Raw genomic sequence first — 25,978 nt, forward strand, 5'->3', positions numbered from 1 at the left:
TAATGAATTTTAAGCAAGAGTTTACCGCCCTCTTTCAAGGGCGGCAGCTCTGTGGTTTATATCAGTTCCTGATTCCAAGAACAAATCTTACATCGAAGAGTGGAACGTACGGTTGATAACGTCCAGCTGTTGTTCGCGGGTCAGCTTGATGAAGTTAACGGCATAGCCGGATACACGAACGGTCAGTTGCGGATAGTTCTCTGGGTGATCCATAGCATCGATCAGCTGCTCACGGTTAAATACGTTAACGTTCAAGTGCTGAGCGTTGTTGTGGAAGTATCCGTCCATCATGAATACCAGGTTGGACTTACGGGATTCTTCATCTTTACCCAGTGCCTTAGGAACAATGGAGAACGTATTAGAGATACCATCTTGTGCATCAGAGTAAGGCAGCTTGGCAACAGAGTTCAGGGATGCCAGTGCGCCCTTCTTGTCACGTCCGTGCATTGGATTAGCACCTGGTGCGAATGGTTCGCCTTTTTTACGTCCGTCAGGAGTAGTACCAGTCTTCTTACCGTAAACAACGTTCGAAGTGATAGTAAGTACCGATTGAGTCGGCACAGCATCACGGTATGTTTTGTGTTTGCGGATCATCGACATGAAGGTTTCAACCAGTTCAACTGCGATGCTGTCAACAGCGTCATCGTTGTTACCGTAGCAAGGGAATTCACCTTCGGTTTCGAAGTCGATTGCAATGCCTTGTTCGTTGCGGATCGGCTTAACCTTAGCGTATTTGATTGCGCTCAGGGAGTCAGCAGCAACGGACAGACCAGCGATACCGCAAGCCATTGTACGCAGAATGTCGCGGTCATGCAGCGCCATTTCAATGCGTTCGTAGGAATATTTGTCATGCATGTAGTGGATGATGTTCAGGGTGTTAACATAAGTCTTGGCCAGCCACTCCATCATTGGTTTGAAGCGTTTCATTACTTCGTTGTAATCCAGATACTCGGAAGTGATTGCAGGGTATTCAGGACCTACCTGTGCGCCGGATTTTTCATCCACACCGCCGTTGATTGCATACAGCAGAGCTTTAGCAAGGTTCGCACGGGCTCCGAAGAACTGCATTTGTTTACCGATGCGCATTGGGGATACACAGCAGGCAATCGCGTAATCTTCGCCCCAGTATGGACGCATTACATCATCATTCTCATATTGGATAGCGCTGGTTTCAATGGATACCTTAGCGCAATATTTCTTGAAGCCTTCAGGCAGCTTCTCGGACCACAGTACAGTCAGGTTCGGTTCCGGTGCAGGTCCCAGGTTATAGAGGGTGTGCAGGAAGCGGAAGCTGTTCTTGGTTACGCGGGTTGTTCCGTCTTCAGCCATACCGCCGATGGACTCAGTTACCCAAGTAGGGTCACCGGAGAACAGTTCGTTGTAGTCAGGCGTACGCAGGAACTTCACGATACGCAGCTTCATTACGAAATGGTCAACGATTTCCTGTGCTTGTTCTTCTGTAAGAGTACCTTCTTCGAAATCACGCTGTGCATAGATATCAAGGAAGGAAGATACGCGTCCAAGGGACATTGCCGCACCGTTCTGCTCTTTAACTGCTGCCAGGTATCCGAAGTATACCCATTGAGTAGCTTCTTTGAAAGAGTTAGCCGGTTTGGAAATATCAAGCCCGTGTGCAGCAGCCATTTCTTTCAGTTCGCCCAGAGCGCGGATCTGCTCAGACAGCTCTTCACGCAGACGGATTACATCTTCAGTCATGGAATCAACTTCAAGCTCAGCCTGTTGTTGTTTCTTGTCTTTGATCAGGAAATCAATACCGTACAGAGCAACGCGGCGGTAGTCGCCGATAATGCGTCCGCGACCGTAAGCATCAGGAAGACCTGTGATAACGCCGGATTTACGCACTGCTCTCATGTCAGGTGTATATGCATCAAATACGCCTTGGTTATGCGTTTTGCGGATATTCGTAAACATTTCGACAATGTTATTCGGAAGCTCGAAGCCGTAAGCCTTAGTGGCATCGATCATCATCTTGATCCCGCCGAAAGGCTGGATGGAACGTCTGAAAGGAGCATCAGTCTGCACCCCTACGATTTGTTCCTTGTCCTTGTCGATGTAGCCTGGTGCGTGGGAAGTAATAGTGGAGACAGTATCCAGAGAAACATCCCATACGCCGCCTCTTTCTCTTTCTTCCTTGCTCAGCTGGGAAATAATCTTCCACAGTTCAGTAGTGTTGCTTGTAGGACCTACGAGGAAATCTTCATTTCCTTCATAAGGCTTGATATTTGTTGCGATGAAGTTGTTAACGTCAACTTTCTTGGCCCATTTGCCTTTTGTAAAGCTTCTCCAACCCGACTTTACCTCTTGTACATCTTTTTCAATCACCGACATGCTAAATCCCTCCATTTATATATTTATTATATTTGTAGAGATCGCGGGCTTGAAGGTTAATCCCGTGTCTCGTGATCCCAAAGATATGGTTGTTATAAAATTCACAATCGCACTTTCATATCTCGGGCTCGTTGTTTATATAAACATTTTAGTTTATTTTCTGAAAAAGGACTGTGACAAATATCACCTTTCCGGTGATATTTGTCACTACCATCTAGTCCCATATTATCCTTTAAACATATTATTCGCCACTCAACACCTAATTAGACGTCAAATCTTCCGTAGAAGGCATTGCGGTATACGTCAGCCAGCTCACTTACCAGCGGCAGCTTAGGGTTAGCAGTTGTACATTGGTCTTCAAATGCACGGTCAGCCAGATAATCTACACGCGATTCGAAATCCTTAGCATCAAAGCCCAGAGCCTGGAAGGACTCTTCGATACCCAGCTTCTTGTTCATATCACGGATCGCATTGATCAGGCTTGTTACGCCTTCTTCAGTAGTGCGGGCCGGCAATCCCAGAATGCGGGCGATTTCGGCATAACGCTCGTCAGCTACAAAGTGCGAATATTTAGGGAACGAAGCGAACTTCGTAGGCTTCTTGGCATTGTAACGGATAACGTGCGGCATCAAGATCGCATTGGTGCGGCCGTGTGCGGTGTGGTACTGTCCACCCCATTTGTGCGCCAAGCTGTGGTTGATACCCAGGAATGCGTTAGCGAACGCCATACCGGCAAGGGTCGAAGCGTTGTGCATTTTCTCACGGGCCAGCTTGTCGCCGGTCAGTGCCGACTTCTCAAGATATTGGAATACCAGCTGGATCGCTTTGATTGCCAGACCATCCGAATAATCGCTTGCCATAACCGAAACATAAGCTTCGATAGCGTGTGTCAGTACGTCCATACCAGTATCAGCAACAGCTGTTCTTGGCAGGCTGTATACAAATTCCGGATCGATAATGGCAACGTCTGGAGTCAGCTCATAGTCAGCCAGCGGATACTTGGTGTTGCTGCCGGCAGTTTTGTCAGTGATTACCGCGAACGAGGTTACTTCCGAGCCTGTACCCGAAGTTGTCGGGATGGCAACGAATTTCGCTTTTTGACCCAGAGTAGGATATTTGTATACGCGTTTGCGGATATCCATGAATTTCTGTTTCAGGTTGTTGAAATCTACATCCGGGTGTTCGTAGAACAGCCACATGCCTTTGGCAGCATCCATCGGGGAACCGCCGCCGAGTGCGATAATGCAGTCCGGCTGGAATCTGTTCATCATAGCTGTACCTTTTTCAACAGTAGTAGTCGATGGATCCGGTTCAACTTCCGAGAACACTTCAATTGCTACAGGAGTCTGGCGCTGGCGCAGGTAATGCTCAACTCTTTCCACATAGCCCAGTTTAACCATCATAGGGTCAGTAATGATTGCTACGCGTGTAATGTTAGGCATTTTAGCCAGGTATTGTGTGGATCCTTTTTCAAAGTAGATCTTGTCAGGTACTTTAAACCATTGCATATTCACGGTACGACGGTTCACCCTTTTCACGTTGATCAGATTGATGGCAGTAACGTTTTGCGACACCGAGTTGCGGCCGTATGATCCGCAGCCCAGGGTGAGCGAAGGGATGTTTGTATTGTAGATGTCTCCGATGGCGCCGTGTGTTGAAGGCGAGTTCACCAGAATACGTCCTGTCTGCAGGCGGTGCGAGAACTTCATGATAACTTCTTCATTATTGGAATGGATCGCCGAGCTGTGGCCCATGCCGCCGAATTCAACGATTTCTGCAGCGCGTTCGATACCCTGATCAGCATTTTTCACTTTGTAGCAAGCCAGAACCGGGCTCAGCTTCTCAGCCGACAGCGGATATTTAGGGCCTACGCCTTCAATTTCAGCTACCAGAATCTTGGTGCCGGCTGGTACCTGGATACCGCACATTTCTGCGATCTTCACTGCGGATTGACCTACGATTGCCGGGTTAACTGCGCACTTCTCAACGTTCATGGCACCGTTAGTCAGCTTGGCAGCCTCATCTTTATTAACGAAGTAGCAGCCGTTCGCGATCATTTTCTTCTTCACTTGGTCAAAAATAGCTTCTTCAATAATAACAGCCTGCTCGGAAGCGCAGATCATACCGTTATCGAATGTCTTGGAAAGGATGATGTCCGTTACAGCCTGATCGATGTCGGCACTCTTTTCGATGAAGGCAGGTACGTTACCAGGGCCTACGCCGAGAGCCGGCTTGCCGCAGCTGTAAGCCGCTTTAACCATTGCGGATCCGCCGGTTGCCAGGATCAGTGCAACGTCAGGGTTATTCATCAGCGCGTTTGTTTTATCCATGGTAGGAAGCTCAATCCATTGGATGAAGTTCTCAGGGGCACCTGCTTTTACGCCTGCATCATGAAGGATTTTGGCGGCAGCGGCGCTACACTCTTGCGCTGAAGGGTGGAAACCGAATATAATAGGGTTACGTGTCTTAGCCGAAATCAGTGCTTTAAACATCGTGGTGGATGTTGGGTTGGTTACCGGTGTGATACCCATAATAATTCCGACTGGTTCAGCGATCTTTTGGAAATTGTCGTAGGCGTTATCCTCAATAACTCCTACGGTTTTGTCATACTTAATTCCGTGCCAGATATATTCGGTTGAGAAGATGTTCTTCGTAATTTTGTCTTCGTATACTCCGCGGCCTGTTTCTTCGACAGCCAGTTTCGCCAAGTACATATGTTTGTCGAGACCTGCCAATGCCATTGCATGAACGATTGTGTTAACCTGCTCTTGATCCAGTTCCATGAACGCATCCAGGGCTTTCTTTGCTTTATCCACCAAAGTCTGAATATATTCTTCAGCGGTGGTTTGTTTCACTTGGGCGGCGACTTCGTTCTTAACTGCCATCTCCCTCGTCCTCCTGTCAATTTTTAGGTTGTTTTTCTCTACACATTTATCTTAACACATCATTTCCGTCTTGTATAGTGAATTCTTTCACAAAGTATAAAGTTTTTTTGATTTGCTTTCAAAGCGCTTTCATTCGATCATATTCAGGTTATTTAACCATTATTTATGTGTTTTATTCGGTTATATTTAACTTGAAGATATTTTCGCGCTTAGGATGCTGTACTTTCAGAAGATCATTTTGTCACTGGTTGAGGTTTTTTGTCACAATTTATCACCACAACAAAAAGACCGGCTGTCTCCCTGATTGGAGGCTTTGCCGGTCTTCTGTCTTTTTTTACAATTCAATTTGTCTCCTATTCAACTGTAATAGAATCAAAGAATTGCTCCTGCACTGTTTTGGCTGCAGCATCAAGCTGTGCCTTGGAGTCCGTGCCTTTTTTGGAGAACAGCTCCTGAATTACATTAGACATCGTTGCGTAGTAGTCCTGAGTGTTGTATTGTGCCTCCGGCTTTCCGTCCAGCAGAGCCATAATGTCAGGGTTGTATTGATATACAATATCCGAGTACTTGTCGTATACCGCTTTGGTTTTCTTGCCGAACTCGGAATCAGCAGCATAGTAATCCAGAAGTGGCGGAATGAAGTATTTGCCGTCCGCCTTGCGCTGCTGCAGAATGGCATCCAGCGCCTCAAGGCCTTTGTCAGAAAAATAATCGAAAGTGATATAGCGGAACGCCATTTCCTGCTCATCCTTGGTGGCGTTTGGATTGATTACGAGGTAATCGCCGCCGAGCACCCCTGTGTGCTTGCCGCCCTTTTCAGCCGCCGGCATCGGATAGGTTAGCACATCCTCCGGCTTGAGTCCGCCCTGGTTCAGCGCCTGCTCAATTACGCCGTCGGAGCCGGCCATAACCATCGCTGTACGCCCCTGCTGGAATGCACCTACCGCATCCCCCCAGCCGAGTGCCCAGTCCTGCGGAATAGCGTTAGCTTCCCATCTCAGCTTTTTGTAGAAATCCAGCGCCTTCACGCCGGCTTCTGAATTGAAAGTGGCCTCAACCTTGCCGCCGTCCACGTTCTGGATCTCACCCCCTGCTTCAAACAGGAAGTTGGTCCAGTTCCAGCCGGCCTCATTGCCTTTACCCATTGGAGCAATGCCGGAAATGCCTTTTTTGGCATCGGCTACCCCTTTGGCGGTATTCAGCATGTCATCCCAGGTCCAGTCCATGGGCGGAACAGCCACACCTTTGTCATCCAGCATTTTTTTATTGATCATGGTAGTGGTAACATAGCCTTTTTGAGTTACACCGAAAATTTTACCGTCAATGACGAACTGATTTTGCAGCACCGGATTGATCTGATCCTTATACTCATAAGTGTTCCAGAGGTCGGTGATATCGGCCGCCCAGCCTTTTTCCACCAGGAATTTGGCTTCCGTCGCATACGTGTTGAAGAAGGTCGGCGCCTCATTGGCTGCCATTTTGATACCGATTTCGCTGACACTGTACTGCCAGTCGTCCTTGATAATCTCTACATTCGGATACTCGGCCTGGAACCGTTTGATCCGGTCGTCTTCCTGTGCGCGCATTTCGGTCAGGTCAGGCGTCGGATAGTGGATTTTGATCGTCACTTTTCTTTGGGTAATATCGTCCGCAGGCGCATCTGTTGCAGCAGTGCTGTTATCTGCAGCTGTAGCTGCCGGCGCCGGAGTCGCCTCCCCTCCTGTATTCCCCTGGGCATTTCCGTTGCTGTTATTGTTGCCGCCGCAGGCGGATAACAACGAACCGGCCACAAGGAGACCTGCTAATACGCTGGAAAATTTACGCATTGAAACTCCCCTTTTCAATTCATGATTAGCTTACAAATTCATCTTAAAAGAGAAATCGTTTACAAACGAGGTGTATTTATATTGCTTTCATGTGCGTGTTTACGATCGTATGCATTCCTCTGCCAGGCATCTTCCTATACCGTCTTCAGCCTTTTACCGCCGACAATGCCACGCCGCGCATAATAAACTTCTGGAAGACCAGGAACACAAGAATAGGCGGCAGCGACACGAGAAAGAGAATGGCAAACTTGATATTCGTATTGAGCGCCTTGACACTGATTACATATTTGTAAATCGCAGTCGCAAGCGTATATTTATCCTCGGAATGCATAACCAGCGAGGGCCAGAACCAGTCATTCCAGGCAGTGGAGAAAATAAAGATCGCCAGCGTGGCAAAAATCGGTACCGACAGCGGAACAGCGATCGCAAAAAAGCTTCTCGGCTCTGAGGCCCCGTCGATCCGCGCCGCTTCAAAGATTTCCGGGTGAATCCCGTCGAAGAAGTTCTTCAGCAGCAGAAAATAAAACGTATTTGCTCCCGCCGGCAGCCAGAAAGCCGCATATTGGTTCAGCAGGCCCAGCTCCTTCAGATTGACGAAATTCGGAATCATATAGCTCGTCGCCGGAATAAACAGCGTCATCAGGAAGAAGAAGTAGAACGCCTTGCGGTAAGGCACATTCATCCGCGATATGCTGAACGAGGCCATGCCCAGTACGACAAGGGTCACAATCATGTTGCCGGCAAAAATATAAATTGTATTTTTCAGAAACACCAGCAGATCAATGTAATTCACCGCATCCTTTAAATTACCGAAATGCCACTCCTGCGGGAAAAAATGCGGCGGAAACGAATTGACCTCGACGTTCGACTTCAGCCCGTTGAACATCGTCATCAGAATCGGATACATCATCGTGAACACCATTACCGCAATAAAAAATACCATAATGCCGTAGACGACCTTGTTGCCCGTTTTTTTGAGATCATGCTCGGACAGAATCCCTCTCTCTGCGCTCTTCATCCTAGTTATCCTCCTTATTCAGCCTGAACTGTAAAATGCCCAAACCGCCAAGGACGATGAACATCAACATGCCAAGCGCCGTTGCCGTGCCGTAATCCAGTCTGGTAAAAGCATACTTCACAATCAGCAGCGCATAGGTCAGCGTTGTCTTGTTAGGTCCGCCGTCCAGCAGCGCCAGCTGGGACTGATAGCCCTGCGAGGTCGCGATGATCTGCAGTATCAGCATCAGGATAATCAGATTGCGCAGCGACGGCAGCGTAATGTGGCGGATCCTCGCCCATACCCCGGCTCCGTCAATCTCCGCCGCTTCATACCAGTCACGCGGGATACTGAGCACGGCCGCCAGATAGATCAGCATCCCCGAGCCGAACTGCTGCCAGGTCTCCATAAAGACAAGCGAGAGCATGGACCACCTGCTGTCCGTCAGGAACGGGATCTGATCCGCCCCCATTGTCCCTAGCAGCGCATTAACCGGACCCACAGGATCATAGAGCCATCTCCATAGCCCGTACAGGACAACTGCAGGCATGACATAAGGCAGATAGGCCGCCACGCGGACAAAACCGCCGAATTTTCTCAGCTCGGAGATCGCAATGGCGAAGGCAATCGGCACCCAGAAGCCGACGACAAGACAGAGCAGCATATAGTACAGCGTGTTCTTGATCGCGATCAGCACATCGGGATCGGTAAGGGCCCGCGCATAATTATCAAAGCCGACAAAGGAGTTTCCTTTTACAAAATCCACCGTGTAAAAGCTGTACAGAAATCCTTTAAAAATAGGCACCCACATAAACATAATGAAGATGGCAATCGCGGGTACAAGGAACATGTAGCCCCAAAAATTCTTTTTCCAGCGGTTCTGCTTATACGGCCTGCTCTCAAGCTTCGCCGGCAGTTCATCGTGAAGTGCAGCGGTCTGATTCATCTGGCTCCCTCATTCCTTTCGTCTTTAAGCACTTTGACAAAGTGCTTCCTACCTTAATTGTAGGAAAGGCGGGGAGCCCTGCACATGTGTAAATCTACCGAAGTCATGAGCGTTCTTACTTCTTCAGCTCGCTCGGGCTGATGCCGTAGTATTTCTTGAAAATCTTGCTGAAATGCTCCGGTGACTCATACCCGACCCGCTCAGCAATTTCGTAACGGCGCAGATCGGTATGCAAAATCATCTCCCGGCTCTCCTCCATCCGCAGCTTGATGACATATTCCCACAGGTTGTGGCCTGTATTTTTCTTGAACAGATAGCTCAGATAATTGGGGCTGACATGGTTCTTCTTGGCCACCTCATGGATGGTTAACCCCTTCTGAGCGTAGTTCTCATCAATAAATTCCTTGGCTTTCTGGACAATCAGATTGCTGCGCGTGTGCAGCTCTTCGGCGGAAGGCTCAGTCGTATAGCTGCTCCAGTTGAAATCGCCGTAATAGAACACGTAATGGTCATTGTGCTCCTTATTCCAAAGAATGGCCTGCGAGGCCTGGCGGTTCAGCACCTCCATGAACGACAGCCCTTTAAGAATCTGGCTGATCCCGATGACCGCATTCAGGTGCAGAAATTTGTGGATGTTAAAATGCAGGCTCCGGCCCAGCACATCCAGCCGGCTGACCTGACCGCCCCCGGCCTCCTCGTAGCTTTTCTCATCCCACTGGATAATTACCGTAATTTCTTCCCCCGGCGAATAAAAGGCAGTCGAGCTCCACTCCTGATCCAGCAGCTCTTTGGCGATGTTAAGCGCGCCGTAGCGCAGCAGCCCGCGGTCACGCGGGCTGTACTTGGTGCTGCTGTCTGCCCCCGGAAGCGGAAGCTTGATCTTGAGCACGGCAAAATAAGGGCCTTGCAGCCTAAGCTCATCCAGCTTCCGCATGTCTTCCTCGCTGCCCAGCGCTGCAGCAGGATCGGTAAGCAGCCTGTTCAGCAACTCGCTGTAGGCTGGAAGCGGCTCCTCGAGCCGGAAGCTTTCGCCGAGTCCGGCTATGAAGCCTGCGAGCTCGGGCGAAGGCCGGTCCATTTTGAGCAGCACATTCCGTACCGAATCCAGAAACTGCTCACTGTTCAGCGGCTTGATCAGATAATCCTTCGCTCCAAGCCTGACAGCCATTTGTGCGTACTGAAAGGTTTCATGCGCCGATATCACAATCGTCTGCACCCACGGCTTCGCCAGCTTGGCATGCTGCATCAGCTCGATCCCGCTCATCGCCCCCATCTGGATATCAGTAACAAGCAGATCGACCTCCTCCATCCGGATGCAGTCGAGCGCCTCAAAGCCGCTGCCTGCAGTATAGATATTACCGATATCCAGTCCGGAGGAAGCAAGCAGATTACTTAGGCCTTTACAGATAAGCGGTTCATCGTCGACCACCAGAATATTGAACATTTGCAGATTCCCCCTTCTATTCTTGAACTTCTGTTTTGGGCAGCAGAACCGCCGCAACCGTCCCGCCTCCTGCACGAGGTCCGTAGCTGATGCTATAGTCCGGGCCGAAATGCAGCTGCACACGCTGGTTAATATTGCGGATGCCGTAGCCGCCTGCCGGATTTGGACTTTGGTCATTAAGTACCAGGGTGATGGCCTCGTAATCCGCCTGCTTGTAGCCGTTGTCTTCTATCGTAATTAGGACATCATCCCCGAGGACGGCGGCAGTGATGATGATTTCCCCGTCCTCCCCCATATTTTTGACCCCGTGGATAATGGCATTTTCGATCAGGGGCTGGAGGGTGATTTTGGGAATCAGATTGCTTTTGGTTTCGGGGGGAATATTCCAGGTCACAGTGAATACGTAATCGTAGCGGTGCTGCTGCAGCTTGATATAGGCACTGGCATGCTCCAGCTCCTCCTCCAGCGTAATCAGCTCCCGTCCCCGGCTCAGGCTGATCTTCATCAGCTTGGACAGCTCCTTGATCATTTCCGCGGATTCCACATTGCCTTCCAGCGAGCTTTTCCAATAAATACTTTCCAGGGTGTTATATAAAAGATGTGGATTGATCTGCTGATACAGCAGCTGCAGCTGGGACTCCTTCTGCTTCAGCTCCATCTGGTATTTATACATGATCAGGCTGTTCAGCCGGCGCGCCATATCATAGGTGGAAGAGATCAGCACGCTGACCTCGTCGTTGCTGCCCCGCTTCGGCGTTTCCGGCACCCGGTTGCCCGGCTCATACTTCCGCACAAAAAAAGCCAGCTTCTGCAGCGGTGTCATCAGCGAACGCCAGAAATACGTAATAATAATCAGGCCGAATAAGGCGTAGGCCACCGTTATGTACTGAATGACTCTTTTCATCTCGTTCTGCTGCTGGAGCAGCGCTTTTACCGGGACCTTGTAGACCAGCTTCTGTCCGAGCATATGGTTGTTGTTCACTACATAAATGAAGTCGTCGGTAATCACGTCCACAGTTCCTTCAGGATCTCCGATCTTCGCCCCTTCCGGCAGCTCAATGATCTCTCCCGTGGAATTGGTGCTTGAGGCGAGTACCCTGTTATTCATATCCGTCAGGTAAATTTCCCCGTCCGGCAGTGAAATCGACTTCAGCGACTCCCCGATCTTGGCCTCCATCTTCGTGACCACAAGCACGCCGATCGTTCCTGCACCGAGATAAATATTGTTGACCGCCCGTACATACGTGAGCGTCTTCAGATCCTCAGCCTGCGGGCTGAGCCGGTCCATGAACATCAGGTAGCCCCGGCCCTTCTGCTCTACCGCCTGCCTGAACCAGAACGGCTCCTCCTCCTTGGTAAAAAAATAAACGCCCGCCTTCTTTACCTGCGGAAAATTGGGGGCGAAAAAATAATAATTATTCGGATCGTACACATACAGCGAGTAATAAATCGCATCCCCCCGCTCCGCCCCCTGCGAGTAGCTGCCCAGCAGCTTTTCTATCGTCTCGTAGCGCTCCACCCGCTCCATTATGGGATCAAGCCCGCTCATATTCAGCTGCTGCAGAAAAGGGTTCTGGATCACTGTAGACGTTATTTTATTAACGGTATCGATGTCCCGGTTGATGATGGCAAAATTCTGCTTGTTCAGCTCCACATAAGCGTTGGTGACATGCCGTTTCAGAACCTGTTCGGCCTTGTAATTCCCGTAATTATTGAGAACCAGAATAGGAGTAAGCATAATAACAAACAGCAGAATCAGCTGCTGCTTGACGTTCAGCCGGACAATCGGCTTGATAAGTGATGAGAACACCCCGAAACACCTCCAGTTTCAATAATATAACAAATGAAGAAGCGCTTACATATGTTTATTTTAAAGTTTATTAGGTGGGATTGTATGCAATTTTTGCGGCCGGCGTTTGTGAAAAGAGGGGGATATAGTCGCTGCTGCGCGGAGCGTTTGGGCTTTCGGCCGCTGTTGTCTGTGGATTTCTTGATTTAATACCGCTGTCCGCGGTGGAAATCCACAGACAAAGGCGGACGCTGACGCTCCTACAGCTCCAAACCTCCACTCCGCTGCTCCATCCCCTTTTTGGAAAGAACGCAAAGCACAAAAGATTGCTTACGGGGTGTTGGCAGGGGGAAACTAACAGCATAATTTTCAAATTAAGTGGAAAAAGGGAACTTATTTCTTCAGCAAACAACGTGAAAAGCATATTAGTTGGAAAAACGCTACTTAATTATAGCAATATCGGCCAATGTGGAGGTTATACAGGGAAATAAGTGGAGAATTTCCACCTAATCAGCTCAAATGCTGAAAAACGATCTATTTAGATGGCGATAATCCACTTAGTTTACATACAAACAGGCCATCCGGAACTTCCGGCTGGCCTGAATGATGTTGTTGCCCATTGTTCAGAGTGTTCCGGGCAAAAGTGAGTATGGTATGGCTGATTATTTTAAATACCCTCTGGTAAACGCAATCGAGCCGTCAAAATCCACATAAACATTATGAACATTCGGCTTTTTTAGAACATCCGCCACATAATAGTACAGCGGGAGGATGACCATGTCATCAATGAGCAATTTCTCGGCCTTGGCATACAGGCGCATCCGCTCGGCAGGGTCCTGCTTCTGCCGTGCCTGCAGGATATAACTGTCGTACTGTTTATGGCTCCAGCCGGAATCATTGTCCGCACTCCAGGATGTAAAGTACTTCAGGAACGCAGCAGGGTCATTGTAATCCGCTCTCCAGCCTGCTCTGGCCACCGTAAAGCTCTGGCTGTGGCGGTTGTCGAGCAGCTCGTTCCAGGCCTGAACTTCAACATTCGCCTTGATGCCCAGGTTTTCTTTCCAGCCGGAAACGATGATTGAGGCAATCAGCTCATGACCTTGCTCTGCATTCACAATAATATTAAATTCCGGCAAACTGGTTAAGCCCTCTTCCTTCAGTCCCTCCTGCAGCAGCTTTTGGGCCGCTTTAACATCTTCTCTGAAATATCTGGAATCCTTAATTTCTGAACGGAAGGTTTGTTTAGCTCCGTGAATGGTTGGAGCAACATCTCCGTAAGCCGGAGTACCGTAAGGCAGGCCCTCGCGGTCAACCGCCATTGCCAGCGCTTTACGTATCTTCACATTATTGAACGGAGCTTCGTTAACATTAAACTGGTAGTAGTATAAGCTGGCGTATGGAAAAGTATATTTTTCGGCGGTTATGAGGTCATAATAATCAATCCTTGTATTTTCACCGCTGCCGATCCAGTCGAGCCCGCCATTGAGATAAGCCTCAGTGTTCGATGGCTGACCTGCTGCCGGCCTGAGGAATTGGACCTCGGAGAACCGGATCTGCTTAGCTCCGTAATATCCGGAATTTTTGACCAGAACAATTTTGTTAGCATCCCAGGCTGTCAGTCTGAACGGGCCGTTGGTCACTATAGCCTTTGCGCTGGTTGCCCAGCCGGTATTGGCTTTAACCGCTGCTGCATTAAGCGGCAGATAAATATTCTCGGCCAGCATTTGAAGGAACGTGTAATTCGGGGCTGTCAGCGTCACCTGAAGAGTATGGTCATTCAACGCCTTGATTCCAACATTGGAGGCATCCTTCTGTTTGCCGTTGTGATAATTTTCAGCTCCGGCGATCATATACATTTTGAAGGCCATGCTGTTGTAGGACTGCGGAGACAATGCCCGCTTCCAGGCATATTCAAAATCCGCTGCCTTTACAGGCTGTCCGTTGCTCCATTTGGCGCTGGTTCGCAGAGCAAAGGTATACGTTTTGCCACCGCCGGATATTTTCCAGGACTTCGCTATTCCCGGCACGGCCTGTCCATTCTCATTCAAGCGCACCAGACCCTCGAACAAGCCTTTGATGACCGATGACTCCGTATCGTTGACGGTAAGTGCGGGATCAAGCAGACCCGGGATAACGTCTACGCCAATTCTGAACACCTGCTTGCTTCCTTCTGCTGAGACCTTTCCCTCCTCCGTAATTCCTAAGCTAAAAAGCAATCCCAATGCCAAAAGCACATGAAGCAGCTTCTTCATCTATGATTCTCCTCTTCCCTGTAAAATCAAACCAATACTACCATCTTATCATGTAACAATACATTCAGATAGAATAAGAAATAGCCTTTCATAGAGTTCATGAACTCATGAAAGGCCGGAATACCAGCTATTAAAGAATTGTCTATCTGCTGTAACCGTTCATCTGCAGCCAGGAAGCACAGGCGTTGGTCCAGCTTCGGGTATGAGGCTCCTCTTCAGCTAATCCAAGGCCGTGTTCGCCGTGAGCGTATACATGCAGATCGAACGGTATCTGCTGACGGCGCAGCGCCGAAGCAAGCAGCAGGCTGTTCTCCACCGGTACGGCGTCATCATCTGCAGTATGCCAGAGGAACGCAGGTGGTGTATCAGGCGTGACTTGCAGTTCTCCGCTAAGACGGCGGATCAGCTCTTCTGACGGGTTATCGCCAAGCAGGTTGGTCCTGGACCCTTCATGTGTCACACCATCCGTCATGGAAATTACCGGGTAGCACAGGATGGAGAAGTCGGGACGGCAGGACTGGCGTTCCAGCGCCTCCTCTGCTTCCAGGTTTCCCCTGTCAAACAGCCCCGATGCGGTAGAAGCCAGATGTCCGCCGGCGGAGAACCCCAGAATGCCGACTCTCTCCGGGTCGACCCCGTACTCCCCGGCATGGAAGCGGATCGTACGCAGCGCCCTCTGGGCATCCTCCAGGGCACTCGGATATTGATAAGGAGCCACGCGGTAGCGCAGCACAAATGCAGAGATACCCAGTGTATTCAGCCACTCCGCCACCGGGCCTCCTTCATGATCAGCACGCAGCCAGTAAGCGCCGCCGGGACAGATCAGCACCGCAGCGTTGCTGCTGCCTTCCACCAGATACGGCGTAATTGCAGGGCAGTCCTCATCACTTGTTCCCAGCGCTCCCGGAGCCCCCTCCGGCCATAATAATAACGTTTCCATCTGCATCCCTCAGGCTTTCCTTCAATGATAGAATATTGGGGTTACAGTTCCCCGACTATTAGTCTATCAAGCCCCTATAATTCATGCAATCCGGAAATGACAATATCTGCCTCGCCCAGCACCTCTGGCCTGCCGATGCCGATTACCCGCATCCCTGCGGCTTTGCCGGCGGCGACGCCTGCTTCGGCATCCTCGAACACTACACATTCGCCGGGCTGCAGGCCCAATTCCTGTGAGGCTATAAGGAACACCTCCGGGTCCGGCTTGGCTCTGGACACCTTATTGCCGTCCACTACAGCATCAAAGAGGCCGGCAATGTTCAGTTTATCCAGAATGAACAGCGCGTTTTTGCTGGCTGAGCCCAAGGCGATGCCGATACCGCTGTCATGCAGCCTGTTCAGGTAAGAGCGGACACCCGGCAGCAGTTCCGCTTCATCGAGCCGCGAGATGTACTCTACATAAAGGCGGTTCTTCTTGTCAGCCATAGCAAGCTTCTCCGCATCAGTGAATTCCAGACGACCTATCTCCAGCAGAATATCAAGCGATCTCATCCGGCTTACACCTTTAAGGCGTTCATTATCCGCTTCTGTAAAATCAAAACCGAGCTCTGACGCGAGTGACCTCCAGGCCAGATAATGATATTTGGCTGTATCCACAATGACTCCATCCAGATCAAATATTGCACCTTTCATTTGCTTCAGCATGCTGTAATCCGGCATACATTCATGACCTCCCTGTTGTTACTTTAACTTGATTACCGCCAGCTGTTATTCAGCAGCAATAGCATTGTCAATACCATTGGCACCCGCAGCGGCAGCCCCCGCCGCCCGCAGTGTCAGCTCCGCTCCGGGGCGGCATAGCTGGTCTGCGCTGCCGGGCGAGCATACCATAAGAGCGTCCCTGTTACCTGCCGCAGCGCTAACCGTTATCTCCTCCCGGCTGACTCTAAGCCGGAAGCTGTCACCCCGCAGGCTCAGCGGCAGCTCTACTGCCGTCCATTGCTCAGGCAGCGCTGGCTTCACCTGCAGCGTCTTCCCGTCAAACTGCACGCCGGCAAAGCCGAGCACCGCCGCCATCCAGGCTCCTCCGTTCGCAGCCGGATGCGTTCCGCCGATATACAAATCCCCGACATACTGCTTGGATTCTCCGGTCAAATCCACAGTAGCGGTACGCATAAAGTAAGGGTATCCCCAGTCGGGTGAACCGATATCTGCCGCTACCAGCGCATAGATACACGGGCTTAGGCTGGAACCGTGCTCGGTCCGCGGTTCATAGTACTCCCAGTTGGCCTGCTTGACCGCTCTGGAATATGAGCTTTTGAACACATTCAGCATCAGCACAACATCAGCCTGCTTCAGAATGGTAGTCGTAGTCGCAAGCCCGTTGCCACCGCCCAAGTATTCATTAGGGTGGAGCACCCGAGCCTTCAGCTCTGCCAGCGGAATATCCTCCAGCTTAAAGTATCGGTCAAACTGCTCGATGAGCAGGGTGTCCGGGTCAGGCTGCGGAACGAAGAAGGACTCCAGCATTTCCTGGAATTCCTTCAAAAAAGGTCCCTCCGCGAATTGTAAGGCCAGCCGGTGATACTGCTCCGGATACATGATCTGCAGCAGCTCCGCACACTCCAGCGCCACCTCCAGTGTCCGGCGCACCAGGGCATTTGTAAATGCATTGTTATTGACACGCTCATGGTACTCGTCAGGACCGGTAACATCCAGAATTTCATAGCGCCGCTTAACCGGATTATAATAGGCATAGGAATAGAAGAATCGGGCACACTCCCAGATCACCTCGGCCCCGCCGTCCAAAAGCAGACTTTCATCCCCGGTGAACGATACATACTGCCAGATGCCGTGGACAACATCCGCGCTGATATGTACCTGCTTATCCCGGAAATAGGTGCGCATCGGCCGGCCTGTGAATACATCGTTAACATTAAAAAGCGTACAGGCATCGTCGCCCGTATCCTGGCTCTCCCAGGCGTAAAAGGCGCCATGGCAACCATATTCAGCCGCCTTCCGCCGCGCACCGTCCAGTGTATGAACCCGGTACATCAGCAGATTGCGGGCTGTGCCAGGGTCGGTGTGCAGGAAAAAGGGCAGCATGAACATCTCCGTGTCCCAGAACACTGCGCCTTTGTACACCTGACCGGACAGCCCTCTCGCCGGAATGGATACCTTCTCCGATCCGGTCGGAGCAATGATCAGCAGCTGATAGATGCTGTATCTGAGCGCTAACTGCGCGGTGTCGTCCCCTTCAATGAGGCAGTCACTCTGCTTCCAGCGTTTTGCCCAGGCCTTACAGTGGGCAGCAAGCAGCTGTTCATATCCGGCTGCTTCCGCTGTACGGACATTCTGCACAGCCAATACGGCCGGATCGCTGCAGTCCAGCTCTGTATAGACAGCCGCATATTTAAACCACTCGTAAACCGCTCCGGCCTTGATGTCAAAAGCAATGAACCGGCGTGCACCCTCCCACGCCGTTTCCTGCGTTTCAAATCCGTGCACAGTCATTTCTGCCACCGCCACCCGCAGGTTAAGCTCACCTGTTACCGCTGTAGACAGAAGTACTCCTTCAATAGACTGCTCCTGCAGTCCGTATAAATGCGGGCCATTAATATCCCACACCTCACTGTCAATGCCCGTCTCCAGCTCAATCCGGCAGTCTGACGTGGCAACCAGGCTAAACCTGGCCGCCAGCCCATGCAGCTGATCCATGCTGACGAAGCGCTCAGCGGTAAAAGTCAGCTCGCCTCCGCTGATGCTGTATACCGTCTCACGCTTGTGCACCGCCGCAGAAATATTCAGCTCCTGCCTGTGCGACAGCGGCTCTGCATTAAGTACTCCCAGCCTTTCACCGTTGCAGCGGAGTCTGGTGAACAGCGGGTTCGGCGCATTTACCGGCTCCCGCCATTTTCCTCCGGACTGATCGTATACTCCGGCAAGCGTAATTGCAGCAAGCTGCTCTTTCCCGAATTCCTCCAGCGTTCCGCGGCAGCCCATATAGCCGTTTCCGGTCATATATTTATTGCCGTTCGTAACGATATGCTCCCGGCTGAATTCACGGTCCTCTACCATCCAGCTCATCCGGCCACCACCCCTTCAGCTAGCGGAAGGCTTACAATGTCCGGACCAACGCTCACCCGCTGGCCGTACACCATCATTTCTGTGCCGCCGCCTGAAACCGCCTGTAGCTGTATCCCCTTTTGCCCAACCTCTACACGGACCAGTACTCCTTCATACTGTACATGGAAGCTGTAGGACGTCCAGCGCTCAGGCAGCGTTGGACTGAAGCTGAGCCGCTCTGCGTCTGAACGCATACCGCCGAACCCGTAAACGATATTCATCCAGGCCGCAGCAATCGAGGTGGTATGCAGTCCCTCACGGGTATTGCGGTTATAATTATCCAGATCCAGCCGGGTGGCGAATTCAAAGAAACGGTATGCCTCATCATGCTTGCCGAGCTCACTGGCGAGAATCGAGTGAATGGACGGTGACAGCGAGGATTCGTGAATACAGCGCGGCTCATAATAATCATAATTGGCCAGCTTGGCTTCTCTGGTGAATTCACTGTTATACAGAAACATGAACATCAGCACATCAGGCTGCTTGATCATGTCATAGCGGTACAGCCGGTCATAGGACCAGTTCGAATACAGCGGAAATTCCGTCACCGGAATAGAGTGGATATCCATATGAGGCATATCAAAGAAACCGTCATGCTCCTCATAGACCCCGCTGGCCGGATCAGCCGGAATCTTCATATGCTCGGCTTTACTTGCCCAGTCTGCCAGTTCATCATCCCGGAGCCCGGTCAGGGCGGCCAGCTGGGCAAACCGCTCCGGCACAGACTCCCGCATTTCAGCCAGTGCGTCTCCTGTGTACTCGAACAGCTTTTTGGCCATCAGATTGATATAGCAGTTATTATTCACCATCAGCTGAAATTCATCTGGACCCATTACGCCAAAATACCCGTACTTCCCGCTGCGCGCTCCCCACTGTCCGCGGGTGGCATAAAACCGGCTGATCTGAATCAGCATCTCGGCGCCTTTACTGTAGAGAAACTCCTTATCACCCGTATTTTTTACATAATGCCAGATGCCGTAGGAGACAGCCGTCCCGACATGCAGCTGCAGATTGGAGTGCTGCCACAGGTCACAGCTTTCCGTTCCGTCAATGGTCGCTATCGGATAGCAGGCTCCCTCACAATCCACATCCCTGGCCCTCTGCATCGCCTCAGGCAGCGTCTTATAGCGAAATTCCAGCAGGCTGCGGGCTGCCTTAGGATTGTTAAACAGATAAAACGGCAGACAGTAAGATTCCGTATCCCAGAAGGCCAGCCCCCGGTATGCTTCGCCTGTCAGGCCCTTCGCCCCGATGTTATAGCCCGGATGGTCGCCGTGGTACGTCTGGTACAGCTGGAAGATACAGAATCGGATGCCCTGCTGGTTCTCCGGATCCCCTTCAATGCAAATGTCACTGGTTTCCCAGATTTCTTTCCAGTAAACGGCCTGGGCCTCAAACACATTCTCTGCTTCTAGCCCTGCTGCCGCTGATGCAAGCTTCATGCCTTCTTCCCAGAGCTGTTCTTGACTGCGCGCATTCCCGGTGTCCGCACAATTGACGGCAAGCTTCGTATAATGAATCCTTTCTCCTTCTATTAAAGGCAGCCTAAAGGACTGGCCCGCGAACCTGTCACGCTCTACCGCACACGGGTTCAGTTCAGCCGGAGAATGCAGGACAAAGCCGGAGAACAGTCTATTGCCGGTAGTCAGCGTTTCAGCCATAATTGCCGTAATTCCTCCCGCAGAGCCGCTGCGCAGGCTTCTCCACATACTTTGGCCCCGCTCCTCATGGACTGCCCCGAAATCAAGCCCAGTACACACCTGCACCTCACCCGTGAAATTAAGCGGCTCAAAAGCCACCTGCTGCAGCCCAAGATGTGACATCGTCATGCTGACCAGCCGGGTGAACGTGATCTTCAGCTCTTTTCCGCTCTCCAGTACCCATACGAATTGACGGCAGTAAGTACCGGTACGGAAATCCAGCCTGCGGCTGAAGCCCATCACCTTACTGTGAGCCAGATCCAGCTGTTCGCCGTCAACAGTAATCCGGGTATATAGCCAGTCCACTGCATTCACCATATAACGCAGCGAGCGGATGATCCCTTTGTAGTGGTTGCCGATGGCGTGCTCTTCATATAATCCGTTAAAATAGCTGCCCAGCAGCGTATCGCCAGAGTACCCCTCCTCCGGATAGCCGCGCACCCCCATGTATTCATTGCCCAGCGAAAAAATCGACTCCGATACTCTGTTCCGCTCCGGATCAAAGCCTTCTTCGATTACTGCCCACGGATCCACCTTTAAATATTTATCCGCTACTTTAGCCATGTCTGATTTCTCCTTCTCCGTTTTTTGATGCACGCCATAAGCGTACCTTCCATCTCTAAGCGGGCCAATGTCAGGCTGTAACGGAGTTATGTGTATTTTTACGGAGTTGAATAAAATCCCCATTTCACAATATAATCTATAAGAAATGTCTCCTTTCTTCCACAAAACGCAAAATAACCGCCTCCCAACAATTGTGCTAATTGGGAACCGGCTGTTATAATAGACGAATATATATGGATTTTTCCCCTGTCACGGTGAAAAACGTATCAATTCTCACATATCCGAAGTGAAAATTATCACAATGTTAAAAATTCGACACTTTTTCGCGAAAATTTTTAACCATAAAGAGGAATTACCATGTATAATTAATTTAAAATTTACTGAAAAACTGAGGGAATAAAGGGGATGTCGATTATTATGATAAAGGAACATTACAATGTTATCGAAGCCCACGGAAATACAAACTGTTTCTCCGAACAGAATTTCAACAGACTTCTCGTTACAATGAAGGAACGTATGGTCCCTGAAGGATCACATCTGTTCTGGGAAGGCGACTACTCGGATAAATTGTTTTATATCAAACGTGGACGCGTGAAGCTGACCAAATCTACAGACGAAGGCAAGGAACTCATTCTTTATATGTATCAGGCAGGTGACATGGTTGGGCAGGCCGACCCGTTCTTCAGCACGAAGCACAGCTTCACCGCCGAAGTTATCGAAGAAAGCGAAGTTGGCGTCATTGAGCAGAAGGATTTGGAGATTCTAATCTGCCAGCACTGCGATTTTGCGATTGACTTTATGAAGTGGATGGGCATTCACCACCGTCTCACGCAGACGAAATTCCGTGATTTGATGATGTACGGCAAACCGGGCGCACTGTGCTCCACCCTGATCCGTCTTGGCAACACCTACGGCGAGAAGAATGGCGACAACATTCTGATCAACAAAAAAATTACGCATACGGATCTCTCCAACATGATCGGCGCTACCCGTGAGAGCGTCAACCGGATGCTTAGCGACCTGCGTAAAAAAGATGCTGTTGAATATGAGAATGGCATGATCGTCATCAAGGATCTTGGTATGCTGCAGGAGATCTGCCACTGCGAAATGTGTCCGAACGAAATTTGCCGGATTTAATTCCCTAGTAATAATACCCTCTATTCTCCTCATTGAAACAGTTCTGGCCCAAATATTATTTAATAAAAATAGAGTGGTCAAAGGCGCCGTGCAGGCGTCTTTTTTTCTGCCTTCAACAGCCTCTGATTCAGCCTCAGGCAGACAAAAAACTGCCCCAAAGGCTTATGCCTTCAGGACAGTTTATCAGGACTTCCTTAACGTTTGCTGAACTTGCTGCGGACAGGAGAGATCAGCCAGTACGCTGCGCCGACGAACAAGCCGCCGCCGATGATGTTGCCGAGCGTAACCGGAATCATGTTGTGCAGCCAGCCGGCTACCGTAACGGTCTCAGGGTGGTTAGGCAGCAGAACAGCTACGCTGAGCAGAGTCATGTTAGCGACGCTGTGCTCGTAGCCGCTGGCGATGAAGGCGAACAGGCACCACCAGATCAGGACTAGCTTGGCGGCTTCGCTTTTGGCACGCGAGGACATCCAGATGGCCAGACAGACAAGCCAGTTACAGAGAATCCCGCGGAAGAACAGCTCCGAAAACGGCAGCGTCATTTTTTTGGCTGCGGCAGCAAAGATCAGATGCTCCGCGGGAGCTGCCTTGAATAATCCGGTGCCTTGGATCAGCAGGGCCAGGATTACGGCTCCGCCGACGTTGCCGATAAAGACGATCACCCAGTTTTTGGCCGTGTCCCATACGGACGTTCTTCCGGCAAGGGTACTGACGGTAAAAAACATATTGTTCCCGGTGAACAGCTCCGAGCCGGCAAAAATGACCAGCGTCAGCGCGATCCCGAAGGAGGCCCCCATCACGAGCGGCTGGAACGGCGATTTAATCGCCGCCAGCGGTGCCCCCAGCGAGAAGATTAGAATAATTCCGATTCCAACGTATGCCCCTGCGAGCAGCGCCGCCAAAAAGTACCGCGGCAAATTCTCATTCATTTTATCCCGTTTGCTGACTGCTGCCTCTACGATGTTCTCGACGCTTTGCGTAAACATCTCTCCACCCCGCCATTTCTTATCTTAATGTTAGCTTTGAATCAATGTACCCTGCAGGGTAACTTTAACACTGTCCCCGTCTACAGTAACCGGGAATGAGGCGACTCTTCCGTTGTCGGGAGCCTGAACCTCTCCGCTGCGCAGATCAATTTTCCAGTCATACAGCGGATCGTACAGGTAATGCCCGGACACGATTCCTTCCGCCAGCGGACCGCCCTTCGGATGAGGATTCTTGTTCTCCACCGCGAAAATCTGGCCATCCGAGGTTTTGAACACAGCCAGCTCCACCGGACCGCAGCCGATTACACGGCCGATCTGCGGCAGGAAATGCTGAACCGTCCCTATCGTATACTCATGGTTTGTGTTTCCCATCGTTCTCTCTCCTCCTGGGCTTAATATTTTAGTGCTGGACTTTTTCGAACAGGGCGCTGCGTGTGTCTTCTTCCTTCAGCATTTTTTTCCATGGATCGGATACCTGGGCCAGGGCAAAATCAATCCGTGCCGCCAGCTCCTTGCGGTTCTCCTCATTGTTCAGGATTACGCTCTGAATCTTCTCAAGACCCATGCGTTCTACCCATTCCGAGGTTCTTTCCAGATAATTGCCGGTTTCACGGTAGAACTGCATGACGGCTGAGCACACTTCAACCAGCTCTTCATCGGTCTTCACTTTGCAGAAGGAATCTGCGATCCGCGGCTTGATCCCGCCGTTACCGCCGATGAATACTTCCCAGCCGCCGTCATTGCCGACGATGCCGATATCCTTGGTGCAGGATTCCGCACAGTTGCGCGGGCAGCCGTTAACCGCCATTTTGAATTTGGCAGGGAAATCAAGGCGTTCGTATTTACGTTCAAGCATAGCGCCTACACCCATGGAGTCCTGTGTACCAAAACGGCAGAATTGATTGCCGACACAGGTTTTGACGGTACGCAGCGATTTGGCGTAGGCATAACCTGAAGGCATATCCAGCTCTTCCCACACTTTTGGCACATCTTCTTTTTTGACGCCGATCAGGTCCAGACGCTGTCCGCCGGTAACCTTGACTACTTTCACATCATATTTCAGGGATACATCGGCAATCCGTTTCAGATCTTCAGGGGTAGTCACACCGCCGTACATACGCGGAACAACTGTAAAGGTACCGTCCTTCTGAATATTGGCGCTCATCCGTTCATTGACAAAGCGCGATTCCTTCTCGTCCTCATGCGTATCCGGATAGATCATGCCCAGGTAATAGTTGACGGCCGGACGGCACTTGGAGCAGCCTTCAGGCTGTTTCCATTCCAGCACGTTCATAACTTCCTTGGTGGTCTTGAGTCCTTTTGCTGTAATCTCGGCAACAATTTCATCACGGCTGAGCGATGTGCAGCCGCAGATACCGGTTTTGGCGCTTTCTTGGAAGCTGTCACCCAGCACGAACTGAAGAATTTGCTCAACAACCGGCTTACAGCCCCCGCAGGAACGTGTAGCTCCGGTGCAGGCTTTGATTTCATCTACAGTGGTAAAACCGTTCTCTGTTACCGCATCGACAATCGCCTTTTTGGTAACCCCGTTACAGCCGCAGACGATTTCTTCATCTGCCATTGCTTCCACGGACATGCCCTTCTTGGCACTGCCTCCGCCGCCGCAGCAGCCGGTTCCCATTACTTCACTGTATATCTCATCGGTCATCTCTGTGCCCTGTTTCACAAGCTTCTGCAGGTTTGCAGATTCGGTAACATCGCCGAACAGTACAGCACCGACAATTACATTATTTTTGAGCAGGATCTTCTTATAGGTTCTTTTCCATTCATCTTTAGCGGAGATAACAGTATGCTCAGGTGTATCCGTAAACTCGCCTGCCGAAAAGACATCCACGCCGGAAATTTTCAGCTTGGTCGATACAACCGAACCTTCATACGGCTGGGTAGCTGCCCCGCACAGGTGTTTAGCCAATACCATTCCCTGTTCAAACAAAGGAGCGACCAGACCGTAGCAGGTTCCGCGGTGTTCTGTACATTCACCGACAGAGTAGACATTCTCCATGGAGGTCTGCAGATAATCATTGACAACAATTCCGCGGTTCACGGTAATACCGCTGTCTTTGGCCAGCTGGGTATTGGGTTTGATACCTACAGCCATGACCACAAAATCCGCCTGCAGCTCCGAACCGTCGCTGAATCTCAGTCCATTAACACGTTCATCTCCGGTCAGCTCCACCGTCTGCTTGCCCATGGCGAACTTCACGCCTTGACGGGTTAGCTCTGCCTGCAGCATAGATGATGCCGTATGGTCCAGCTGACGTTCCATCAGATCCTCCAGAAGATGCACTACTGTGACATCCATCCCGAGGTTAACTAATCCTTTAGCTGCTTCAAGTCCGAGCAGACCGCCACCGATTACTGCCGCTGTACGGTACTGCTTGGCAGCCGCCAGCATCGCATCACAGTCAGCAATGTCGCGGAAGCCGACCACGCCTGCTTTGGTGCTGCCCGGCACAGGCAGGATGAAGGAGTTGGAGCCTGTTGCAATAATAACCTTATCGTAAGGAACAGCCAGTCCGTTCTCTGCGATGACCTGGCGGGATTCCTCATCAATCTTTACAACCGTAGTTCCTGTATGCAGCGTAATGTTGTTGTCTGCGTACCACTGGCGGTCATTCAGAATAATATCTTCGATGCTTTTGCTGCCTTCCAGTACATAAGAAAGCATAATCCGGTTGTAATTGGGATGAGGCTCACTTCCGAAGATCGTAATATCATAAGCGCCGCCCAGCTTCAAAATCTGTTCAATCGTGCCTACGCCTGCCATACCGTTGCCTATTAATACTAACTTTTCTCTCGCCACTCTCACTGTTAGAACCTCCCCAAAACTCTTAAAATTCTTAGAATTTTATCTCGTACCTGAATTATACATTTTAAATTTGAACGGCATTTGTGATTACAATCACAATAAATGTGAATGTTTTCACAATATTACATGTCATGTTAGCTTACATTTAGTTTGTTAATTGCTTGAGGTTTGCAAAAAAAACAGCCCATTCTCCCTTCAGCCACTGACG

16 protein-coding genes are annotated in these 25,978 nt (G+C 50.6%); 1 reads left to right on the top strand and 15 read right to left on the bottom strand.

Going from position 1 to position 25,978, the window contains the following annotated elements:
- Positions 1 to 87 precede the first annotated feature (87 nt).
- The 12 genes from pflB to BLR64_RS04895 all read right to left on the bottom strand — a co-directional run bounded on the left by pflB (position 88) and on the right by BLR64_RS04895 (position 20,817).
- Entirely contained in the window at positions 88 to 2,349 is a 2,262-nt protein-coding gene (gene pflB, locus BLR64_RS04840) for a formate C-acetyltransferase (protein ID WP_090712733.1), read from the bottom strand.
- Positions 2,350 to 2,612: 263 nt separating this feature from the next.
- The gene (adhE, locus tag BLR64_RS04845; protein ID WP_090712736.1) at positions 2,613 to 5,234 is read right to left on the bottom strand and encodes a bifunctional acetaldehyde-CoA/alcohol dehydrogenase; all 2,622 of its coding nucleotides are present in this window, start codon (positions 5,232 to 5,234) and stop codon (positions 2,613 to 2,615) included.
- Positions 5,235 to 5,587: 353 nt separating this feature from the next.
- Positions 5,588 to 7,060, bottom strand: a complete 1,473-nt coding sequence (locus tag BLR64_RS04850) for an ABC transporter substrate-binding protein (protein WP_090712738.1) — start codon at positions 7,058 to 7,060, stop codon at positions 5,588 to 5,590.
- A 145-nt stretch (positions 7,061 to 7,205) separates the two neighbouring features.
- The gene (locus BLR64_RS04855) at positions 7,206 to 8,078 is read right to left on the bottom strand and encodes a carbohydrate ABC transporter permease (RefSeq protein ID WP_090712741.1); all 873 of its coding nucleotides are present in this window, start codon (positions 8,076 to 8,078) and stop codon (positions 7,206 to 7,208) included.
- Between the two features lies 1 nt (position 8,079).
- On the bottom strand, positions 8,080 to 8,907 hold the full coding sequence (locus tag BLR64_RS04860) for a carbohydrate ABC transporter permease (RefSeq protein ID WP_090713150.1): 828 nt from the start codon (positions 8,905 to 8,907) through the stop codon (positions 8,080 to 8,082).
- 211 nt (positions 8,908 to 9,118) lie between these two features.
- Positions 9,119 to 10,447: a response regulator gene (locus BLR64_RS04865; protein WP_090712743.1), complete on the bottom strand. Its 1,329-nt coding sequence runs from the start codon at positions 10,445 to 10,447 to the stop codon at positions 9,119 to 9,121.
- 16 nt (positions 10,448 to 10,463) lie between these two features.
- A complete protein-coding gene (locus BLR64_RS04870; protein WP_090713151.1) occupies positions 10,464 to 12,185 on the bottom strand; it encodes a cache domain-containing sensor histidine kinase in 1,722 nt (573 codons plus the stop codon).
- A 713-nt stretch (positions 12,186 to 12,898) separates the two neighbouring features.
- Positions 12,899 to 14,488, bottom strand: a complete 1,590-nt coding sequence (locus BLR64_RS04875) for a peptide ABC transporter substrate-binding protein (RefSeq protein WP_090712745.1) — start codon at positions 14,486 to 14,488, stop codon at positions 12,899 to 12,901.
- 142 nt (positions 14,489 to 14,630) lie between these two features.
- Positions 14,631 to 15,428: an alpha/beta hydrolase gene (locus BLR64_RS04880; RefSeq protein WP_090713153.1), complete on the bottom strand. Its 798-nt coding sequence runs from the start codon at positions 15,426 to 15,428 to the stop codon at positions 14,631 to 14,633.
- A 74-nt stretch (positions 15,429 to 15,502) separates the two neighbouring features.
- Positions 15,503 to 16,147 (bottom strand): beta-phosphoglucomutase, encoded by a 645-nt coding sequence (pgmB, locus tag BLR64_RS04885; RefSeq protein ID WP_244157616.1) that lies wholly within the window; start codon positions 16,145 to 16,147, stop codon positions 15,503 to 15,505.
- A gap of 48 nt (positions 16,148 to 16,195) precedes the next feature.
- Positions 16,196 to 18,514, bottom strand: coding sequence for a glycosyl hydrolase family 65 domain-containing protein (locus tag BLR64_RS04890; RefSeq protein ID WP_090712747.1), 2,319 nt, complete (start codon positions 18,512 to 18,514; stop codon positions 16,196 to 16,198).
- On the bottom strand, positions 18,511 to 20,817 hold the full coding sequence (locus tag BLR64_RS04895; RefSeq protein ID WP_090712749.1) for a glycoside hydrolase family 65 protein: 2,307 nt from the start codon (positions 20,815 to 20,817) through the stop codon (positions 18,511 to 18,513). Before BLR64_RS04895 ends, BLR64_RS04890 begins: the two co-directional genes overlap by 4 nt.
- Before the next feature lie 417 nt (positions 20,818 to 21,234).
- Here BLR64_RS04895 and BLR64_RS04900 point away from each other — a divergent pair, with 417 nt between their 5' ends.
- Entirely contained in the window at positions 21,235 to 21,954 is a 720-nt protein-coding gene (locus tag BLR64_RS04900) for a Crp/Fnr family transcriptional regulator (protein WP_260509899.1), read from the top strand.
- Between the two features lie 194 nt (positions 21,955 to 22,148).
- Here BLR64_RS04900 and BLR64_RS04905 read toward each other — a convergent pair whose 3' ends face one another.
- From BLR64_RS04905 to nirB, 3 genes are read right to left on the bottom strand one after another with little or no spacing between them, the layout of a single operon-like run.
- Positions 22,149 to 22,940 (bottom strand): formate/nitrite transporter family protein, encoded by a 792-nt coding sequence (locus BLR64_RS04905; RefSeq protein WP_090712751.1) that lies wholly within the window; start codon positions 22,938 to 22,940, stop codon positions 22,149 to 22,151.
- Positions 22,941 to 22,970: 30 nt separating this feature from the next.
- Positions 22,971 to 23,312 carry a nitrite reductase small subunit NirD gene (gene nirD, locus BLR64_RS04910; RefSeq protein WP_090712754.1) on the bottom strand — a complete coding sequence of 114 codons (342 nt, stop codon included), beginning with the start codon at positions 23,310 to 23,312 and terminating at the stop codon, positions 22,971 to 22,973.
- 28 nt (positions 23,313 to 23,340) lie between these two features.
- Positions 23,341 to 25,770, bottom strand: a complete 2,430-nt coding sequence (gene nirB, locus BLR64_RS04915) for a nitrite reductase large subunit NirB (protein ID WP_090712756.1) — start codon at positions 25,768 to 25,770, stop codon at positions 23,341 to 23,343.
- Positions 25,771 to 25,978 lie beyond the last annotated feature (208 nt).

Source organism: Paenibacillus typhae, from assembly GCF_900099765.1.
In the GTDB taxonomy this organism is placed as follows: domain Bacteria; phylum Bacillota; class Bacilli; order Paenibacillales; family Paenibacillaceae; genus Paenibacillus_AQ; species Paenibacillus_AQ typhae.